This is a genomic window from Sungkyunkwania multivorans (genome assembly GCF_042675645.1).
Classification (GTDB): domain Bacteria; phylum Bacteroidota; class Bacteroidia; order Flavobacteriales; family Flavobacteriaceae; genus Sungkyunkwania; species Sungkyunkwania multivorans.
This window is the reverse complement of record NZ_JBHTJH010000003.1, coordinates 157946-178164: the sequence shown is the minus strand read 5'-3', so window position 1 is coordinate 178164 and position 20219 is coordinate 157946. Positions and strand designations below refer to the sequence as shown.

The window sequence follows — 20219 nt, the reverse complement described above, 5'->3', positions numbered from 1 at the left end:
TTCCTCTCTGCCATCGATAGCAACTAGATCATAGAAAAAAGAATCGAACACGGATCATAAACTCATTGGTTTGACGAAAGCTGATCGATTTGCAGATGTTTCTAAAAATATCTAGGCACATTTTTAAAAGTGGCATTTAAGAGAATAAAGCATGAAATCCCTTATTCTCTGCTACAATGAACGTTAATTTAATAACATTTTTTTTATATCTTTAACCCAATTAACTAACAAAATTAATTTCATAGAAATGAAAAAATTATTCTCTACACTAACATTGGCTGGTTTCATGTTATTCAATACAGTATCGGTTTTTGGTCAGAATGCGGAAGCAACCGCAGAGGCGTCTAAACCTTTTCATCAAGTTCTGAAAGAATATTTTATCGCTGGTAGCCCTGGTTTTATGGGAATCGTTCTACTGTGTTTGATCTTAGGCCTTGCTTTCTGTATAGAAAGAATCATCTACTTAAATCTAGCGACGACCAACAATGCAAAATTATTGGCAAATGTAGAAGATGCACTTTCTTCTGGCGGCGTTGAAGCTGCTAAAGAGGTTTGTAGAAACACAAAAGGACCAGTAGCATCTATTTTCTATCAAGGATTGGACAGAGCAGATGAAGGTGTTGAGAATGCGGAAAAAGCAGTGATCGCATACGGAGGTGTTCAAATGGGACAATTAGAAAAGAACGTCTCATGGATCTCATTGTTTATCGCGATCGCTCCGATGCTTGGGTTCATGGGAACGGTAATCGGTATGATCTTGGCATTTAAAAAGATCAGTGCCGCGGGTGGATTGGATGCGTCTCTTATCGCAGGTGATATTCAGGTAGCACTATTGACTACAGTTTTTGGTCTTATCGTAGCGATCATCCTTCAAATTTTCTATAATTATATTATTGCAAAGATCGATAGTATCGTGAATGGAATGGAGGATGCCTCAATTTCGCTAGTTGACCTTTTAGTACGTCACAAATAAGATAACACCAATCTCAAGATATTATGAAAATAAGTAAAATAGTAGGTATAATCGCAATTATATTATCGGTTATTGGTGTCATTTTCTTTTTGATGATAGCAAACGGTGGTGAAGAGAGTAGCATGATCGGACCTATGCTTCAGCTGGGATATATCATGATCGCTATGGCGGCCATCGCAGCCATCTTCTTCGGATTAAAGGCAGCCATAAGCGGAGGCAATATCAAAAAGACACTGATCTCATTGGTAGGTTTAATTGTGATCGTAGGACTAGGATATGGGCTGTCGGATGTCAGCACTGACCTTATTCAAGAGTTCGCAAACAGAAAACAACCCATCATTGTAGAAGAATCTACATCGAAGTATGTAGGTACCGGATTGTATGTATTTTATATCTTCGCCCTCATAGCGATCGGTTCTATTATTTGGGGTGGGATTAGAAAAATATTAATCAAATAATTATGGCAAGAAGAGGGATACCGGAAGTAAATGCCGGATCGATGGCAGACATTGCCTTTCTACTGCTGATTTTCTTCTTGGTTACAACGACTATTGAGACCAATTCTGGTATTAATAGGAAGCTGCCGCCAAAGCAAGAGGAGGAGCCAGAAGAGGTAATTATCAAACAGAAGAATATCTTCACCGTGGTCGTAAATAAAGATGGACGACTACTCGTGGAAGAGGAATTGATGGATATCAAAGACCTAAGAGCCGCCGCAGTTGCATTCCTAGATAATGGTGGAGGTGAAGGTGAGAAAGGGAACAGATGTGACTATTGTAAAGGTGCCAGAGATCCAGAATCTTCTGACCACCCCAACAAAGCGATTATCTCCCTTCAGAATGATAGGGAAACCAAATATGAAACCTATATCGCGGTAACCAATGAATTGGTGGCAGCATATAATGAGCTGAGAGATAGAGAGGCCATGAGGATCTTTAATACAAAGTTCACCGCTATGGATGCTGAGTATCAAGCTGGTAAAACATCGCAAGAAAGGAAAGATATTCTTAAGCCAAAGATCGAGAGGATTCAAGAAATGTATCCTCAGAAATTGTCGGAGGCCGAACCAAGGAAAAATAACTAATAATTTAGGGTATGTCTAAATTTAAGAAAAAAAAGAGTGGAGACTTGCCACCGGTATCAACGGCTTCGTTGCCTGATATTGTGTTTATGTTGTTGTTCTTCTTTATGACCGTAACCGTTATGAAAGATGATACAATTAAGGTGACACAAACGATGCCAAGGGCGGATCAGGTACACGAACTCGATAAAAAGGATCCAGTGGTATATATCTATGCTGGGAAGCCGACTTCTGGTCAAGTGACAACCTCACAGATTCAGATCGGTGACAAGATCGTTGATGTTAGCGAAATTAAAGATTACGTAATTCTAGAGGTCAATGATAAGATCGCTGAGGAGAAAAAGTCGAGAGTTACTGTAGCTTTTAAAGTTGATAAGGAAACCAATATGGGCCTTATCTCGGATATTAAGCAAGAGCTAAGAGATGCCAATCTTCTGAAGATCAATTATATTACTGTCGATCGCGAAGCGGTGACACAACAATAAGAGAGAGTTTAATTTTTATTTCATAAAAAGACGCCCGCCAGGCGTCTTTTGTCTTTATATCATATATGGATTTACGTTATCTTTAATGTATCAAATTTGACTATGAAACGATTTTTGGAATCTCTACTCATCTTCTTGATCACCTTTCTTGGAATGGCACAAGATAGTTTAGAGGTGGAGTATACGTATCGGGAGGATCAATTTTATTTGGGCGTCACCTATAACTTATTGTTAGATGCCCCAGTCGGGGTCTCACAGAATAATGTATCCAATGGTATCTTTCTTGGATATATCAAGGATATAGCCATCAATAGAAGGCATACTAAGGCTTTGGGAATTGGGCTAGGATACAATCTTAATACTTATTTCACCAATCTTAGAGCATTCGAGGACAACGGACAAATTGGGTATGCCCAAATTTCTACCTTGGAATTCGATAAAAATCGCTTTACGACCCACATCCTAGAAATGCCCATTGAGTTTCGATGGCGCACTTCTACCCCTACAGAGTACAAGTTTTGGCGTATCTACGGGGGAGTAAAGTTGGGATATGTCTTTGCCAATAATTATGTTTTTGAAAGCAGTGAAGGAAAGGAACGTTTTTCCAATGATAACCTTCGTGATTTTCAATATGGACTCTCTCTAGCGGCAGGATATGGCACTTGGAATGCTTATATATATTATGGTCTTAATAGCCTTTTGGAGGATGATGTACGTACTATTCAGGGCAACGAGATCACCATGAGGGATTTGAAATTTGGGCTGATATTCTATATCCTATAGCCAAAATATGAAGGTGGCTAGTTGTGGTATGGTTCCAATAAGCAAGCCGATGACCAATTCAGTTTTGGTATGGGCTCTTAGGTAGAGCCTGGACGTTGCCACAGCGCCTGAAGCTAGAACGAAACAAGCGATCATCAATGAAATATTTATTTGATAGTGAAGGCTTAGACCAATCAAAAACACCACCAATCCTCCGATACCCATCATATGCATACTTGCTTTAAATCGAAATAGGATGAACAGATACGTTATCGACATAGTGATGATAATGCCGACGAAAAAATAAAATAATGGAGGGGAGAATACACTTGGAATGACGCGATAAATGATCATGAGCATTAAGATCATATTGGCAAGAACGGGTATTTTTCGTTCTTGTACATCCCTTAAAAAGATAGACCTTATAAGCCCCATGTTCTTTAGAAGAAAAAAGAACACAAATGGAATACAGATGCTCAAAATGACGATCTGTAACAAAACCCCCTTAATTAATGGGAGGGTGAAATTTCTAGGACTAACAATGAAGTAAAGGGCCGTTCCCATTAGAGGGATAAAGATGGGGTGAAAAAGGTATGATAGAAACCTTAGAAGTACACTCATATTTGCTTTCTAAGACGTGCTACAGGAAGATCTAACTGTTCCCTATACTTGGCCACAGTTCTTCGGGCAATCGGATATCCCTTCTCCTTTAATATTTTGGCCAATTTATCGTCCGTGAGCGGTTTCTTCTTATCTTCTTCTTGAATCACCGTTTCAAGTATCTTCTTGATCTCTCTTGTAGAAACGTCCTCACCCTGCTCGTTCTTCATGGCCTCAGAGAAGAAATCTTTGATGAGTTTTGTCCCGTAGGGTGTGTCTACATACTTGCTATTGGCCACCCTAGAGACGGTAGATACATCCATTCCTATGGTATCCGCGATATCTTTCAGGATCATAGGACGCAATTTTCGCTCATCGCCAGATAAAAAGTATGCCTCTTGATAATGCATGATGGCGTTCATGGTCACAAAAAGCGTTTGCTGACGTTGCTTTATGGCATCTATGAACCATTTGGCCGCATCCAGCTTCTGTTTGATGAACAGCACTGCCTCCTTTTGGGATTTGCTTTTGTCTTTAGACTCTTTATAGCCTTTCAACATATTGTTGTATTCCCCAGAGATATGTAGCTCAGGAGCATTTCTTCCGTTTAGGGTGAGCTCTAGTTTTCCATCCACGATACGTATGGTAAAATCTGGAACGACATGTTCAACGATTTTCGTATTTCCAGCATAGCTTCCTCCCGGTTTCGGATTCAGTTTTTCGATCTCCATAATGGCATCTCGCAAGGCCTCTTCGTCTATATCAAATCGCTGCAAAAGCTTTTTATAATGCTTTTTGGTAAATTGCTCGAAGGACTTTTCTAGTATTTCTATGGCCAGCTTTATCGGAAAGGTAAGCTCCTTTCTACGCAATTGTATCAGCAAGCATTCTCGTAGGTCTCTAGCCCCAACACCAGCTGGGTCTAGCTGGTGTATCACCTTTAGTACTTCCTCGATCTCTTCTTCGGTGGTATAAATGTTCTGTGTAAAGGCAAGATCATCCATTAGATCCAAGATCTGCCGACGTATGTAACCACTTTCATCGATGCTACCCACCAAGAATTCTGCGATATCACGCTGATTCTCGTTTAAGCGAAATGTATTTAGCTGAGTGGCCAGATGTTGTGTAAAAGAGGTGCCAGAGGCATAGGGAACCTGCTTGTCTTCGTCATCTCCACTATAGTTATTGCTCTGAAGCCGATAATTTGGGATATCATCGTCGCTTAAATAATCGTCGACATTGATATCCTGGGCATCGATGGTCTCGGTGCCGAAGTCGTCATAATGATCATCGCCATCGATATCATTGTCGTATTCATCGATGCTTTCTTTGCCACTTTCTAAGGCAGGATTCTCTTCCAATTCTTGCTTTAAACGTTGTTCAAAGGCTTGCGTCGGTAGTTGTATCAACTTCATCAGTTGAATTTGCTGCGGCGAAAGCTTTTGCGAAAGTTTAAATTGTAATTGTTGTTTTAGCATCGATCTTTATTAGCTTGTAATAAAATTAAAAAAAACCAACTACTTATGTCCAATAGTAGTCGGTTTTATCTTTTATTTCGAAAAAGGGTTACTATTATTAAAATTCAGCATTTTTAGGTGTTCTGGGGAAAGCAATGACATCCCTGATATTGCCCATTCCTGTCACGAATTGAACCAAGCGTTCAAAACCAAGACCAAATCCACTATGCGGGGCGGTCCCAAACTTGCGCAGATCCAGATACCACCATAATTCCTCTTCGGGAATATCTAAGGCGGCCATTTTTTCTCTCAGCACCTCAAAACGCTCTTCACGTTGCGAACCACCGACGATCTCACCAATGCCAGGGAATAGGATATCCATCGCGCGAACGGTTTTTCCGTCTTCGTTGAGACGCATATAAAAAGCTTTGATGCTGGCAGGATAATCAAATAGGATCACGGGGCACTTAAAGTGTTTTTCTACCAGATAACGCTCATGTTCACTTTGTAGATCTGCCCCCCACGCCTCGATCAGGTATTTGAATTTCTTCTTTTTATTGGGTTTGCTGTTCTTCAATATCTCGATGGCCTCTGTATAGCTTACTCTTTTGAAGTTGTTCTCTGTCACAAAGCGTAGTTTTTCCATCAAAGCTATTTCACTGCGTTCGGTTTGCGGCTTCGACTTCTCTTCATTCAACAAGCGTTCCTCTAGGAAGTGTAAGTCTTCCTCACAATTGGAAAGTGCATAGTTTACCACATACTTGATAAAGTCTTCTGCCAGGTCCATATTTCCATCCAACTCGCAGAAAGCGACCTCGGGTTCGATCATCCAAAATTCTGCTAAATGACGAGAAGTATTTGAGTTTTCAGCTCTGAAGGTAGGGCCAAAGGTGTAAACCTGACCTAATGACATTGCGAAGACTTCAGCCTCCAATTGGCCCGAAACCGTGAGGTTTGTTTCCTTTCCAAAAAAATCCTCCTTGTAATCGATCTGACCATGCTCATCCTTTGGAGGATTGGAAGGGTCTAAGGTTGTTACGCGAAACATTTCTCCAGCACCCTCTGCATCACTTCCTGTGATGATAGGGGTGTTTATATAATAAAATCCATTCTTTTGAAAATACTCATGCACAGCGAAGGCCAATGCGGACCGCACTCTTGTTATTGCTCCAAAAGTATTGGTGCGTGGCCTTAGGTGTGCTTGCTCCCTTAAAAATTCCAAAGAATGTCGCTTTGGCTGTAGCACAGTCTTCGACACCTCATCGGGATTTGCTTCTCCATAGACGTGAATTTGATTTACCTGGATCTCCACACGTTGCCCACTGCCTTGACTTTCAACAATATTTCCAATTACCGAAATAGCAGCCCCAAGAGTCACTTTATTCAAAAGCGCTGCATCCATCTTTTCAAAATCTACTACACATTGAATGGTTTTTATGGTGGAGCCGTCATTTAATGCGATAAATCTGTTGGCCCTAAAAGATTTCACCCATCCGTTCACCTTTACCTCTTTGTGGAAATCTTCTGATAACAAAAGCTCTGCAACTTTGTATGTTTTCATGTGTAAAAACGCTCATTTATTAAGGTGTCAAAGATACTTTTTTTAAAGAAAAGCAGATAGCTTTTTCTGTTTTAAAAGTTTATTTTTGTAGGAAAAAAGACATTTTATCACTATTTGTAGTTAGATAAAAAATCACCATAAAAGCGATTTTTTAGTAACAAGATGTTACGTAAATTTGAGTTATACATTTTTTGGGACTTATAGCTTCTGTTGTATGATCCCTTAAAATGAAAGGTAGGTTTGGGGGAACTTACTATGAAATCCCTGCTGGTAGCTACGAACCAGCAGGATTTCTTTTTTTATGGCATTGGTCTCCAGTGATGATACATGGTCAAGCTTCCGCTCCTCCAAAATGACACTTCTTACAATAAATAGTAACTTTCTTTAAATCGGCATGGGATACATCACAAGCCTAAGTAAAGTTGCTCTGTTTTCAAAATTCGGATAGACTAACCATATTTAGTGATGCGATAAGTGGGGAAAAATGCCCGCGTTTTAAAAGGAAGTTTGTCTTAAATTTATCCTGCTATTAATCGATAAATGCATTTCAACCATGCATTTAAAGTTTAGGGGTAAGTTGGGGAACTTACGTGGAAAGCCTGTTTTATACAGGCTTTCTTGATTTAGTGATGCTGCAATGGCACGAGCGAAGCAAAATGGAATCGCAGTCGAACTTGCCTTGTTGGTCAGAAAGCCTATCCCCGCAAGATGATAGGTCTACCAAAGTATTTTCAACAGGCCAAGCGCATTTATCAGCGCTATGGTCATAGGATTTGGAATCATATACACTAGTCCTGATTATCCAACACTATGGATGCTACTTTGGTTGATCTTCGCCCTGATCCTCTTCTGGAATGATGTTAAAGGCAGGTTCTTTCAGCACTTCTTTGTTGGCAATATTTCGTTCGAGAGAGAGCAGGAGCGAAGGGAGCAAGAGCAGGTTTGCCAACATTGCAAAGAGCAATGTGGCCGAGACCAATCCGCCTAGTGCGACGGTACCACCAAAACTGGAGATCATAAAAACGGAAAAGCCAAAGAAGAGAACGATAGAGGTATAGAACATACTCAGCCCGGTTTCCCTCAAAGCAGCATAGACCGATTTTCTGATCTTCCAATTATTTGCGATCAATTCTTGACGGTACTTCGCCAAAAAGTGAATGGTGTCATCTACCGAGATTCCAAAGGCAATGCTAAACACAAGGATCGTTGATGGTTTTATAGGAATTCCTATAAATCCCATCATACCTGCTGTGATCAGCAATGGCAACAAGTTAGGAATAAGGGATACTATGATCATTTTGAAAGAGCGGAACATATATGCCATAAATAAGGCAATCAAAACAATGGCTAGAGAGAGCGATAACACCAGATTATTGACCAAATACTCAGTTCCCTTTGAAAAAACACGAGCTTTCCCCGTCATGCTAACCTCGTATCGGTCTTCTGGGAACACTTTCTCGATCTTCGTAAGCAGGTCTTCTTCGATACGATCCATTCTGTCGGTACCCACATCTCGCATAAAAGTGGTGATCCTAGCAATCTGACCTGTGGAATCGACAAAACTCTTGAGCAGATTTACATCACTCGAAGATTTCCTCGCATACGAAAGCACAAAATTGTTTTCTTGTGCACTGGGAATTTGATAGAATTTCGGATTTCCCCTATAATAGGCCTGTTTAGAATATTTTACAAGACTCACTATAGACATCGGCTTAGAAAGTTCGGGTGTCTCCTCGATAAGCTCCTCCAATTCGTTCATCCTTCTTATGGTGGCCAATTTCATTACACCATTGGGCCGTTTGGTATCGATCATGATCTCCAAGGGCATCACTCCGTCAAATTCCTCTTCAAAAAAGCGAATATCACTGAAGAACTCCGTTTTCTTGGGCATATCTTCGATAAGACTTCCAGAGATTCGAATGCGATACATACCTATCATACTCGCGATAAGCAATAACAGTGAGATACTATAGATCGCAATGCGGTGGTGTCTTACCATGCGTTCCATCCAATTGACAAAGGCACCGATCCATTTTTTATTCAAATGCTTGAGGTGTTTGGTCTTAGGAAGCGACATGAAGCTGTACAAAATAGGGATGATCAGCAATGAAAGAAGAAAGATCACCAAGATATTGATCGAAGCGATAACACCAAATTCTTTCAAGATCTTGCTATTGGTAAGGATGAAGGTCGCAAAACCGGAGGCGGTGGTCACATTGGTCATCAATGTGGCATTTCCGATCTTGGAGATCACACGCTGAAGCGACAAGGCCTGATTTCCATGTTTTTTAACCTCCTGTTGATATTTGTTGATGAGGAAAATACAATTCGGGATCCCGATCACGATGATCAAAGGTGGAATGAGTGCTGTGAGCACAGTGATCTCATATTTGAAAAGTCCCAAAGTTCCGAAAGCCCACATTACACCGATGGTAACCACAAACATCGATATAAAGGTGGCCCTAAATGATCTGAAGAAAAAGAAAAAGATCAACGAGGTAATGCCCAATGCCGCAAGAATAAAAATGCCTATCTCATCTACGATATTCTGTGAGTTGAGTGTTCGTATATAAGGCATTCCCGAAACACGAACGTCAACATCGTACTTTTCTTCAAAGCTTTTTACGCGAGGAATAAATTCGTCGAAGACAAAATCTTTTCTAACAGGGGTATTGACGATCTCTTTGTCTAAATAAACGGCTGTTCTCACGGTTCCCGTTTCCTTATTAAAGAGAAGATTCTCATAGAATGGTAATTTTTGAAACAGCTCGTATCTTATCTTTTCTACCTCTTCTTTGGTTTCAGGATTGGATTTCACTAAAGATTCGAGGTCGAATTGCTTCTTTTGGTCGTTGCGTATCAACTTCTGAAGATTCTGCAAAGAGACCACCAGATCCACTTCTGGCATGGCGTTGAATTGTTCGCTAAGACGATTCCATGCATTGAATTTTTCAGGGGTAAAGAGTGAAGAATCCTTTACGGCAAGCACGATAAGATTTCCTTCTTCCCCAAATGTATTTAAAAACTGCTGGTATTCGACATTTACCTCATGATCATCGGGAAGTAGATTGGCTTCGGAGTGCGTTAGGCGCATATGTTTCCATTGCAACCCCATATAAACGGTTCCAGCTACGAGAAGCAGTAATATTAGAATTCTATTCCTAAGAATAATTCGGGCAACAGTGGCCCAAAATTTTGTATTTATCCAACTGATCATGCTATTTTTTTAGCTGAGGCAAAGGTAGCAAAAACCTGTTATGCAATCGAGGTGAAAATAAAGGATTTAGGATAACTATTTTCGGAGATATCCTTAAAAACCAAATGGGGAATTAAAGGTGAACTTCAGCGCAATATTATCATCAAAATTTGGTAAGTGATATGCGCCATACCTGTAAGATAGGCTAAGTCCAAAAGCCTGAAATAACGGATTGATCTTCAAATCTCGAAAAATACTGTTCAATTCTATACCAGACTCGAAATAACCATTTTCTATTGAATTGAAATCAAGTCCCGAGTGATCCTCAATATTGCTAATATCGCCAATGGCAAATCGGGTGATCAGGGAAATACCTGGGTTGAACCATTTTGCTATACGTACCTTGTTGAATTTTTTCTTAATCTGTAGTGAAACATATCTATCCGAGAAGAATTCGTTAAAATACATCGTTTCAAAGCTGACATTTCCAGCAGCGGTGAATCGTTTCATGATGGCATCGGCTATCGGATTGTTTGGATTGTTATGATATAATTGTTGCAGGGGAGCATCTCCAACAATAATTCCCGCTAAGGCGGTAAACTCGGTCGTATTGCGGTTTTTACCTTTTATGATGTGCGTCGCTTTAAGATCGACCTTGCTAAAATCAAGTTGGCCATCGAGAAGTCCATCGATTCCTTTGGTATACTGCGCTGTAAACTGTGGATAAGCTATTTTCGACTGGAATAGACCGTTCGGGGTTTGTGTATATTCGCTAAAAGGATTCCAGTTAAACCCAAAGGACGCTGTGGTAACATCGTGTTCTATAATTTGCTCTCCATTTAGGTTATAACTGTATTCATACAAAGGGATTACGCTGGTAGTGGCAACCTCTAATCTGGTCTGTATCTTAGGATTGATATTGTGAGTCAGATAGACCTCAGCACGTTCATTCCTATGAAAGAGACTCGTATTTAATATTCTCGCATCGATCAAAAAAGGGCTTATTGCCAATGTCGAGTAGTAAGTGTCACCTGTCTCGCGAAGATCCTCGCTATACATGGCGCCAAGCCATGTGTTGGAAAAGCGGTCAAATCGCACGGCAGCACCGAGGCCATATTTAGATGCTTTGTCTCTAAATCCATATTTAAAGAATCCATTGACGCGGAACTTGTTCGAGACATTGCTGTTCGTAACACCGCCAACTCCCAATTTGTAACCTTCGTAATTATTGAAGCCAAAAAGATGTCGCAATTCAAAGTCAAAGTATTTGGTGGGGATATAACCCTGCGCCAATTTTCGAAATAATCTAATGTTCTTTTCAACGTTCTGTTCAGCTACTACACTATCTAGTATTCGATAGGTCTCTCTTCCGCGCCGTGTAATGGAGTCTGTTCGATAGCTTTGCCAAATGGCCTCTTCTTGTTTAGCTGCGTTTTCGTCATAGCTTACGGCCAGACCAGAGCCTTTGATCTTGACTTCCTTATTAATTTCAACATCGAAGTTTTTGGTAAACGACCTAAGATACATGTGGTCCGTGGCTTCTTGTTCGTTGGTGTGGACCACGGTCGAATCTCTTTTTCCGATGCTGAATTGAACTGATCCCCCGAAAAGATTGATTCCCTCCTCATTTTCTCCCTTTGTAAGACTGATACTGGTCTTTTTTGGGAACCAGATATCTTGTTTTGGGTAATATTCGAAAATCTGTTCGGCTTTTATATCGATGACGGCCTTTAATTGTGCAATCGCTTTCTGCAAAGCATATGATTCCATGTCGATGTATAGCACGCCCTGCATCCCGACGGTTTCGCCTGTCTTTTTTGGTTTGTAGTAGATCATATAGGCAGGGCGACTTCTCTTATTCACAGTATCTAGGATCTTATAACTATATTCATTTAGCGCATTGTTGGCGATGGGATTGATATAATCTGTTGCAAAAAGAGTGTATTTGTCTTTGTAAAACGAAAAGGATTGTAATTGAATGGCCAAAAACTCGTAAATGGGTTCCTGGAAGCCTGCCATGCGCGTAGCAATTACATGCTCACGTTTTCCTTTTTGTTTGGTGAAAAGATATTCTGAGGCTTTTTCTGTCATATAGAAGTGGCTTCGACTCAGATTCTTTTTAATGTTGAAATTGGTAGAATCGACTTCTTTAAAAACGATTTTCCCATCTTTTTTTACGAAGATGGAATCGATATCTCCTTGGATGGAATCTGGGTTGGCACTAACGACCAGTTTGTTATAAGCTTTAAATCTGAAAGACTCGAGTGCACGTTCGATGTCGTTTTGCCTCCTGTTTTTTATGGTGTTTCTAATGATCTGTAAGGCGGGATTCTCTCCACCAACCAATACTACTTCTTGTAAGGATTCTACCAATGGTATCAGTGATACATTGAGAAAGCTTGAATCGTTTACAGAAACGGTTCTTTTTTTAAATCCTACATAAGAAATGGTGATTTCTGAGAAGTCGTTCGGGTCATTAAGCTCAAATTGGCCATCCCTATCGGTAATTGTGCCGACATTGTTTGAAGATATGACAGTCGCAAAGGGGAGTGGTTTATTGGTATTGGCGTCGGTCACAAGCCCCGTGATGCTTTTCTGGCACCAAGTGAAACCTGTGGTTAAAAAGAGAACCAAAAAAATATTAAGATGCTTCATCAACGATGCTTTGAAAGCGAAAATACTAGTTTTTTGCAATAAAAAAATGCGTCCCTACTCTTGAACGCATTAGTTTATAAGAAGTTTAACATTGCTCGTTAAACGGTCATTATCTCTTTTTCTTTCACAGCGTAGACATCATCGACCTTATTGATATAACTATCCGTTAATTCTTGAACGTCGATCTCTGCATTCTTCTGAAGGTCTTCAGAAACATCTGCTTTTTTAATTTCATTATTGGCGTCTTTGCGTGCATTTCTAATACTAACTTTGGCATGTTCCGCTTCTGCTTTGGCTTGTTTTGATAAGTCTCGTCGCCTTTCTTCTGTCAGCGGGGGTACATTGATGATCACACTTTCTCCATTGTTCATTGGATTGAAGCCAAGATTGGCGATCATGATCGCTCTTTCGATTTCTTGAAGCATCGATTTTTCCCACGGCTGAATGCTAATGGTCCGTGCATCTGGAGTGTTTACATTGGCCACTTGCGATAGCGGTGTCTGAGAACCGTAGTAATCGACCATGACACTACCGACCATGGCAGGTGACGCCTTTCCGGCCCGAATATTCACAAATTCCTTTTCTAAATGAAGAATGGCATTCGACATTGCTTCTTTAGCGGTATCTAGTATAAAGGTTATTTCTTCATTCATTTTTGAAAAAATTTATAATCAAAAATAGGACAACAAAAATAAAGCCACAAATACCTTAGCTACAAATTAACTTTGGTTCCGATTCGTTCACCAGACACTACTTTCAATAGATTTCCGGTTTTGTTCATATCAAAAACGATAATGGGGAGTTCATTTTCTTGGCTTAAAGTGAATGCTGTGGTGTCCATTACCTTTAACCCTTGTTTAAGAACATCATCAAAAGAGATATGATCGAATTTAGTGGCCTCTTTGTTTTTCTCTGGATCGTCGTTATAGATGCCGTCTACTCTTGTGCCTTTAAGGATGACATCGGCATTGATCTCAATGGCTCTTAAAACTGCGGCAGAATCTGTGGTGAAGTATGGGTTCCCAGTACCTCCCCCGAAGATCACTACGCGACCTTTTTCAAGATGTCGCAATGCCCTGCGTCGTATAAAAGGTTCTGCAACTTCGTTGATCTTAATGGCAGATTGTAAGCGCGTTTGTACTCCGTTATCTTCCAATGCGCTTTGTAATGCAAGCCCATTGATCACCGTTGCGAGCATCCCCATATGATCTCCCTGAACTCGATCCATACCATTGCTGGCACCTGCGACTCCTCTAAAAATGTTGCCCCCGCCTATAACGATAGCAACCTCCACGCCTTTGTCTACGACGGATTTTATTTCTTCTGCATATTCGGCAAGGCGTTTCGGGTCAATTCCATATTGGCGGTCACCCATTAGGGCTTCGCCACTGAGTTTAAGTAAGATTCTTTTGTATTGCATGAATTTTGTTAGAAAGATTGTGCAAATATATAAAAAGGGAATTTGTGTTTTTGTAATTCTGATGGTATTTAAAGAACAGAATTATACCATACCATCCGATAGGGACATAAAAAACCGCCGATTCCATAGGAAAGGCGGTTTGTATGATTTACCTTTTTCATAGATTTCCATCTTCATGGAAATGAAATAGAAAAATTTTTATACCAAAGAAACTTTTTTGAAGTCAACGACAGTGATGTCCCCAAAGGACTTCACATATTCTTCAACGGTCTTTTTCTCGTCCATGATAAATTTCTGGTCCAAAAGACATTGTTCTTGGTCTAGTGTTGTATTGTCAGAGATGAAACGCTCCATTTTACCAGGAAGGATCTTATCCCAGATCTGCTCTGGTTTTCCTTCTGCTTTCAATTGTGCCTTTGCTTCCTCTTCAGCTTGCGCTAAGACCTCAGGTGTCAATTGTTGCATAGAGATATACTTGGGTACATTCTTCAACGTCTTACCTAGGCGAGCAAGTTCTTCGTTGTCCTTTTCGATAGCGGCGATTCTAGCCTCTGTCTCGGCAGCTACGTATGCAGGGTCGAAACCTTTATAAGAGAGTGATGTTGCGCCCATCGATGCAACCTGCATAGACAATTCTTTGGCCAATTGTGCGGCCTTGTCTATTTTGGCAGAAAGACCAACGATAGCAGCGATCTTCTTTCCGTGAACATAAGAACCGATAAAAGGGGCCTCTAATCTTTCGAAACCACCGATCTCGATCTTCTCGCCGATAACTCCGGTTTGCTCAGTAAGCTTTTCTGCAACGGTCATTCCGTTGAAATCCGCAGCCAAAAAGGCGTCTTTGTTTTCAAAATCTAAAGCAAGGTCTGCCAGTTGCTCTGCCAAGGTAACGAAATCGTCATTTTTCGCAACGAAATCGGTCTCACAGTTAAGAGACATGGCGATCGCCTTGGTGGCATCTTCCGATACACGGGCAATCGCAACACCTTCAGAAGATTCTCTGTCAGCGCGTTTTGCTGCCACTTTCTGACCTTTTTTACGAAGTACTTCGATGGCTTTATCGAAATCACCTTCAGCCTCTACTAGGGCTTTTTTGCAGTCCATCATACCAGCACCCGTAGCTTTTCTTAATTTACTTACTTCGGCGGCACTTATCTTTACCATTGTCATGTGTTTTGTATTTTGTAGTTTATTTTTCAAAAGCCGAAAAGTTATAACTCTCCGGCTTCTGAATTTCACTAAAGTGTTATTTGTTACAATTTATTCTTTAGTCGTTGCTTCTTTTGCAGTCTCAGGAGCCTTTTCTTCTGTAGCCGGAGCTTCTGCCGCTGGGGCTTCTGCTTTTTCTTCTACAGCTTTCTTAGCTTCTTTTTCCGCTTTTCTTTCAGAAAGTCCTTCTGCGACTGCATCGGTCACATGGGTAAGGATATTCTCGATAGATTTTGAAGCATCGTCGTTGGATGGGATGACATAATCAACCTGACGTGGGTCAGAGTTGGTATCAACCATCGCAAAAATAGGAATGTTTAATTTTTGTGCTTCTTTTACCGCGATGTGCTCGCGCTTGATGTCCACTACAAACAATGCTCCAGGAAGACGTGTCATGTCAGCAATAGAACCTAGGTTCTTTTCTAGCTTCGCTCTTTGACGATCTACTTGTAAACGCTCTTTTTTAGACAGCGTGTTGAACGTACCATCTTTTTTCATACGATCGATAGAAGCCATTTTCTTTACGGCTTTACGGATCGTTACAAAGTTGGTCAACATACCACCTGGCCATCTTTCTGTGATGTAAGGCATGTTTACGTTTCCTGCTTTGTCAGCAACGATGTCTTTAGCTTGTTTTTTGGTAGCGACGAAAAGTATCTTTCTACCAGAGGCTGCGATCTTCTTAAGCGCCTCATTGGCCTCTTCGATCTTTGCAGCTGTTTTGTATAGGTTAATGATGTGGATTCCATTGCGCTCCATGTAAATGTATGGCGCCATGTTCGGATCCCATTTTCTAGTGAGGTGACCAAAGTGTACACCTGCATCTAGCAATTCTTTTATTTCTATGTTCTTTGCCATTTTTGTAATAGTTTACGTTCCGTTGAATTAGCAATGAATAAGTGGCATTCCGATAGCTATCGGAATCGGCCTTACCCATTTAGATGCTAAACTAACTCCCGGTTTATGGGACAACGACAACAATTTTAATGAACTTTTAATCGATTGCTGAATCTTTTTCAGCAAGTGCCCAGTATTAACGTTTAGAGAACTGGAATTTCTTACGCGCTTTCTTCTGACCAAATTTCTTACGCTCTACCATGCGAGGGTCTCTCGTAAGTAGCCCTTCTGGCTTTAGCGTAAGTCTGTGTTCAGCGTCCACTTCGCAAAGTGCTCTAGAGATAGCTAGACGAACAGCCTCGGCTTGTCCTGTAATTCCACCGCCATATACATTTACTGTAACGTCAAACTTCTCTGCGTTATCCGTAAGTGCCAATGGTTGCTTTACTTTGTATTGTAAAGTAGCCGTAGTGAAATAATTAGCTAGGTCTTTTTTGTTTACCGTAATGTTTCCAGATCCTTCTGAAACATATACACGAGCAACAGCGGTCTTTCTGCGACCAATCTTGTGAATAATTTCCATTTACTTAAGATCGTTTAAGTTAATAGCTTTAGGTTTTTGCGCCTCCTGTTTGTGCTCTGCACCAACATACACTTTAAGGTTACGGAATAAGTCCGCTCCCAATTTGTTTTTAGGCAACATACCTTTTACTGACTTCTCTACTAACCTTGCAGGATCTTTTGCAAACAGTTCGTTAGCAGTTAAAATTCTCTGACCGCCAGGATACCCGGTATGACGAACATATTCTTTCGCCTCCCACTTATTTCCTGTTAAGTTGATCTTTTCTGCGTTGATGATAACAACGTTATCGCCACAGTCAACATGCGGTGTGAAATTGGGCTTGTACTTGCCTCTAAGTAGCTTTGCCACCTTAGATGCTAAGCGCCCAAGCGTCTGTCCTTCAGCATCTACCAAAACCCACTCTTTATTAACAGTGGCCTTGTTGGCTGAAATTGTCTTGTAGCTTAATGTGTCCACACTCAATTAATTAAAATATTAAACATTCCTATCCCAATAAAATTGGGCTGCAAATGTACGGTTTTAAATTTTATTTACAAACCCCCTTTTGCAATTCATTTTCGGGATATAAAAAACCGTATTTCAACAACTTGGCATGGGGTCGATCTGTTAAGGTTTTATTAAAAAAATAATACTGGCTGTAACAGTTGTGTTCTATAAATGTCTTTGCTTGTAAACAAACTAACCAAAAATGAGATTCTTTCATCAATCAATCGTCATTGTTGTGCTCTTGCTTACGTCATTTTCTTGGGTATCGGCCCAGCAGAGTGTAGCCCCAAAATCACTAGAAGTTCCGAAAAGGATTTACACTACAAAAGCATTGAATGGGCAAGAGGCTCCGATCATCGATGGCATCATAGATGAAACTGCTTGGGATAATGTTGAGTGGACAGGAGACTATATAGAGAATCGTCCAGATGAGAATACCCAACCAAGTGTGCAGACCAAGTTCAAGATCATTTATGACAAGAAATACCTTTATATCGCCTACCGATGTTATGATCCCGAACCAGATAAGATCGAACGGCGTCTTTCTAGAAGAGATGGTTTTGCAGGGGATTGGGTAGAAATGAACATCGATAGTTATCACGACAAGCGCTCTGGTTTTTCCTTTACCATTACCGCTGCCGGGGTAAAAGGCGATGAATTCATTTCAAATAACGGTAATAATTGGGATGGTAGTTGGAACCCGGTTTGGTATACAGCAACGAACATCGATGAAGAAGGGTGGACCGCAGAGGTGAAGATTCCTTTAAGCCAGTTGCGCTTTGGTAAGGCTGAAGAGCAAGTCTGGGGTCTTCAATCCACAAGACGTTTTTTCAGAGAAGAAGAGCGCTCCGTGTGGCAACGGGTGCCCCAAGATGCAGCGGGATGGGTAAGTGAGTTTGGAGAGCTCCACGGACTGGTGGATCTGGAGCCACAAAAACAATTAGAGATCCAACCTTTTGTGCTATCATCTGCTGAGACCTTCGAAAAGGAAGAAGGAAATCCTTTTAGAGATGGGAAGGATCAAATGGTCAATGTTGGTATTGATGGCAAAGTAGGCGTAACCAATGATCTTACGCTAGATTTTACCATCAATCCCGATTTTGGACAAGTAGAGGCCGATCCTTCAGCAATCGCCTTAGATGGTTTTCAAATATTCTTTAGAGAACAACGACCATTCTTTGTAGAAAACGCGAATATCTTTAACTACAACTTTTCAAACTCTCAGGCGGGGAATACTTTCGGTTTCGATAACTTGTTCTATTCAAGAAGAATAGGAAGAAATCCAAATGGTTCTGCCAATCTTGGAACTAACGAGTATGCGGACCAACCAGAGAATACGACCATTTGGGGGGCGGCAAAGTTCAGTGGAAAAACCAAGAACGGTTGGTCGATCGGAATATTAGAAAGTGTCACTGCCAGAGAAAAAGCGGAAATTGTAGAAATAGACCCAAATACTGACCAACGTATTGATGGTAGGGAAGAAGTGGTGGAGCCGTTGACCAATTATTTTGTGGGAAGACTTCAGAAGGATTTCAATGATCGCAACTCTTTTATTGGAGGTATTTTTACTGCAACAAATAGGGATGCTCTAAGTGAAAATGTAAGCTTTCTGCACAGACGGGCATACACTGGCGGATTGGATTTTAAGCATCAATGGGATAACAGGGCCTGGTATCTAGGTGGAAATTTGGTGATGAGCCATGTAGAAGGAAGTCCAGAGGCTATTCAGAATACTCAAGAATCCATCACCCATTTATTTCAACGCGTTGATGCCGACCATGTGCGCGTCGACCCAAATAGAACTTCGTTGACCGGGACTGGCGGTAATCTTCAAATAGGGAAAATAGGAAAGGGTCATTGGCGTTTTGAATCCGGAATGACCTGGCGTTCGCCAGAGCTAGAGCTCAATGATATTGGCTTTCAACGACAGGCGGATGACATTCGTCATTATACTTGGGCAGGCTATCGCACTCTTAAACCAGATAAGACCTTCAGAAATCTTGGTTTGAACTATAATCATTGGGTAGCGTGGGATTTTGAGGGAAATAATAATCTAGTAGGCTTCAATGTTAATTCCTGGGCAAATTTTATCAACAACTGGTTTGCCAATATTGGGGGAAACATCACACCGGTGCGCTATTCGAATTTTGCTTTGCGTGGAGGGCCAAGACTTCGATTTACAGGAGATTATAACTATTGGAACAACATTGGGACGGATAATCGCAAGAAGGTGCGTTTTAATCTGAGTAATGGTGGTGGTAAGGCCTTTGACAATTCTACGAGTTTCTTCAGAATTGGTGGAGGCATCAGCTACCAGCCAACAAATTCCTTGCGTGTTTCATTGAATCCATCATATAGCCTAAACAATGACCAGTTGCAATATGTCGATAATTTGGAGGTCGGAAATGAGGTGAGGTATTTGAATGCGACCATCGATCAGCGAACGCTTAGTATGTCCATGCGGCTTAATTATACGATCAATCCAAATATGACCTTGCAATATTGGGGGCAGCCATTTATTTCAAGAGGTCGATATTCTAATTTCAAGCATGTCACAGATCCAATCGCCGACCGCTTTGAAGATCGTTTCGACCAATATGATGAGACGCAGTTAACTTTTGACCCCAATAGCGATGTGTATTTTGTGGACGAAGATGCAGACGGTACCGTAGATTATTCTTTTGGAAATCCAGATTTTGCGTTTGTACAATGGCGCTCCAATTTGGTCTTTAGATGGGAATACATTCCAGGTTCGGAGATTTTTCTGGTATGGTCTCAGAATGGTGGAGGTGGCGGCGACCCTGCGGATCCACTACTAACGAGTTTAAGGACCCAAATTTTAGACCAGACGATTGAGAATATCTTCTTGTTGAAGGTGACGTATCGATTTATACTTTAAGAGAGATCCCTCCCA

Annotated in this window: 17 protein-coding genes; 6 read left to right on the top strand and 11 right to left on the bottom strand. The window is 40.9% G+C overall.

The window, feature by feature from the left end:
• The first annotated feature begins 247 nt into the window (after positions 1-247).
• From ACFQ1M_RS02665 to ACFQ1M_RS02645, 5 genes are all read left to right on the top strand, one after another.
• Complete coding sequence (locus ACFQ1M_RS02665; RefSeq protein ID WP_386403475.1) at positions 248-973, top strand: MotA/TolQ/ExbB proton channel family protein; 726 nt, start codon at positions 248-250, stop codon at positions 971-973.
• A gap of 23 nt (positions 974-996) precedes the next feature.
• Entirely contained in the window at positions 997-1431 is a 435-nt protein-coding gene (locus ACFQ1M_RS02660) for a hypothetical protein (RefSeq protein ID WP_386403472.1), read from the top strand.
• A 2-nt stretch (positions 1432-1433) separates the two neighbouring features.
• Complete coding sequence (locus ACFQ1M_RS02655; protein WP_386403470.1) at positions 1434-2057, top strand: ExbD/TolR family protein; 624 nt, start codon at positions 1434-1436, stop codon at positions 2055-2057.
• 11 nt (positions 2058-2068) lie between these two features.
• Positions 2069-2539 carry an ExbD/TolR family protein gene (locus ACFQ1M_RS02650; protein WP_386403467.1) on the top strand — a complete coding sequence of 157 codons (471 nt, stop codon included), beginning with the start codon at positions 2069-2071 and terminating at the stop codon, positions 2537-2539.
• Between the two features lie 102 nt (positions 2540-2641).
• The gene (locus ACFQ1M_RS02645) at positions 2642-3322 is read left to right on the top strand and encodes a porin family protein (protein WP_386403464.1); all 681 of its coding nucleotides are present in this window, start codon (positions 2642-2644) and stop codon (positions 3320-3322) included.
• Here ACFQ1M_RS02645 and ACFQ1M_RS02640 read toward each other — a convergent pair.
• From ACFQ1M_RS02640 to rplM, 11 genes are all read right to left on the bottom strand, one after another.
• Entirely contained in the window at positions 3317-3922 is a 606-nt protein-coding gene (locus tag ACFQ1M_RS02640) for a hypothetical protein (RefSeq protein ID WP_386403462.1), read from the bottom strand. The genes ACFQ1M_RS02645 and ACFQ1M_RS02640 overlap by 6 nt on opposite strands.
• Complete coding sequence (gene rpoN / locus ACFQ1M_RS02635; RefSeq protein ID WP_386403459.1) at positions 3919-5379, bottom strand: RNA polymerase factor sigma-54; 1461 nt, start codon at positions 5377-5379, stop codon at positions 3919-3921. The genes ACFQ1M_RS02640 and rpoN overlap by 4 nt, the downstream gene beginning before the upstream one ends.
• A gap of 97 nt (positions 5380-5476) precedes the next feature.
• Entirely contained in the window at positions 5477-6919 is a 1443-nt protein-coding gene (gene asnS, locus ACFQ1M_RS02630) for an asparagine--tRNA ligase (RefSeq protein ID WP_386403457.1), read from the bottom strand.
• An 817-nt stretch (positions 6920-7736) separates the two neighbouring features.
• Entirely contained in the window at positions 7737-10136 is a 2400-nt protein-coding gene (locus ACFQ1M_RS02625) for an efflux RND transporter permease subunit (protein ID WP_386403454.1), read from the bottom strand.
• Positions 10137-10229: 93 nt separating this feature from the next.
• Entirely contained in the window at positions 10230-12770 is a 2541-nt protein-coding gene (locus tag ACFQ1M_RS02620) for a DUF5686 and carboxypeptidase-like regulatory domain-containing protein (protein ID WP_386403452.1), read from the bottom strand.
• Between the two features lie 98 nt (positions 12771-12868).
• Positions 12869-13423, bottom strand: coding sequence for a ribosome recycling factor (gene frr / locus ACFQ1M_RS02615; protein WP_386403449.1), 555 nt, complete (start codon positions 13421-13423; stop codon positions 12869-12871).
• Positions 13424-13482: 59 nt separating this feature from the next.
• The gene (gene pyrH / locus ACFQ1M_RS02610) at positions 13483-14190 is read right to left on the bottom strand and encodes a UMP kinase (protein ID WP_386403445.1); all 708 of its coding nucleotides are present in this window, start codon (positions 14188-14190) and stop codon (positions 13483-13485) included.
• A gap of 198 nt (positions 14191-14388) precedes the next feature.
• The gene (gene tsf, locus ACFQ1M_RS02605; RefSeq protein WP_386403442.1) at positions 14389-15354 is read right to left on the bottom strand and encodes a translation elongation factor Ts; all 966 of its coding nucleotides are present in this window, start codon (positions 15352-15354) and stop codon (positions 14389-14391) included.
• 96 nt (positions 15355-15450) lie between these two features.
• Complete coding sequence (gene rpsB / locus ACFQ1M_RS02600; RefSeq protein ID WP_386403439.1) at positions 15451-16257, bottom strand: 30S ribosomal protein S2; 807 nt, start codon at positions 16255-16257, stop codon at positions 15451-15453.
• Positions 16258-16432: 175 nt separating this feature from the next.
• Positions 16433-16819 carry a 30S ribosomal protein S9 gene (gene rpsI / locus ACFQ1M_RS02595; protein WP_386403436.1) on the bottom strand — a complete coding sequence of 129 codons (387 nt, stop codon included), beginning with the start codon at positions 16817-16819 and terminating at the stop codon, positions 16433-16435.
• Complete coding sequence (gene rplM, locus ACFQ1M_RS02590) at positions 16820-17275, bottom strand: 50S ribosomal protein L13 (RefSeq protein ID WP_386403433.1); 456 nt, start codon at positions 17273-17275, stop codon at positions 16820-16822. It lies immediately after the preceding gene.
• 232 nt (positions 17276-17507) lie between these two features.
• Here rplM and ACFQ1M_RS02585 point away from each other — a divergent pair, with 232 nt between their 5' ends.
• A complete protein-coding gene (locus tag ACFQ1M_RS02585; protein ID WP_386403430.1) occupies positions 17508-20204 on the top strand; it encodes a DUF5916 domain-containing protein in 2697 nt (898 codons plus the stop codon).
• Positions 20205-20219: the final 15 nt, after the last annotated feature.

Coding starts and splice junctions, on each gene's coding strand:
- ACFQ1M_RS02620 (WP_386403452.1), bottom strand. CDS start 12,770: ATGAAGCATCTTAATATTTTTTTGGTTCTCTTTTTAACCACAGGTTTC.
- frr (WP_386403449.1), bottom strand. CDS start 13,423: ATGAATGAAGAAATAACCTTTATACTAGATACCGCTAAAGAAGCAATG.
- ACFQ1M_RS02625 (WP_386403454.1), bottom strand. CDS start 10,136: ATGATCAGTTGGATAAATACAAAATTTTGGGCCACTGTTGCCCGAATT.
- asnS (WP_386403457.1), bottom strand. CDS start 6,919: ATGAAAACATACAAAGTTGCAGAGCTTTTGTTATCAGAAGATTTCCAC.
- ACFQ1M_RS02665 (WP_386403475.1), top strand. CDS start 248: ATGAAAAAATTATTCTCTACACTAACATTGGCTGGTTTCATGTTATTC.
- ACFQ1M_RS02640 (WP_386403462.1), bottom strand. CDS start 3,922: ATGAGTGTACTTCTAAGGTTTCTATCATACCTTTTTCACCCCATCTTT.
- rpsB (WP_386403439.1), bottom strand. CDS start 16,257: ATGGCAAAGAACATAGAAATAAAAGAATTGCTAGATGCAGGTGTACAC.
- pyrH (WP_386403445.1), bottom strand. CDS start 14,190: ATGCAATACAAAAGAATCTTACTTAAACTCAGTGGCGAAGCCCTAATG.
- rpsI (WP_386403436.1), bottom strand. CDS start 16,819: ATGGAAATTATTCACAAGATTGGTCGCAGAAAGACCGCTGTTGCTCGT.
- ACFQ1M_RS02660 (WP_386403472.1), top strand. CDS start 997: ATGAAAATAAGTAAAATAGTAGGTATAATCGCAATTATATTATCGGTT.
- ACFQ1M_RS02655 (WP_386403470.1), top strand. CDS start 1,434: ATGGCAAGAAGAGGGATACCGGAAGTAAATGCCGGATCGATGGCAGAC.
- ACFQ1M_RS02645 (WP_386403464.1), top strand. CDS start 2,642: ATGAAACGATTTTTGGAATCTCTACTCATCTTCTTGATCACCTTTCTT.
- rpoN (WP_386403459.1), bottom strand. CDS start 5,379: ATGCTAAAACAACAATTACAATTTAAACTTTCGCAAAAGCTTTCGCCG.
- ACFQ1M_RS02650 (WP_386403467.1), top strand. CDS start 2,069: ATGTCTAAATTTAAGAAAAAAAAGAGTGGAGACTTGCCACCGGTATCA.
- tsf (WP_386403442.1), bottom strand. CDS start 15,354: ATGGTAAAGATAAGTGCCGCCGAAGTAAGTAAATTAAGAAAAGCTACG.
- ACFQ1M_RS02585 (WP_386403430.1), top strand. CDS start 17,508: ATGAGATTCTTTCATCAATCAATCGTCATTGTTGTGCTCTTGCTTACG.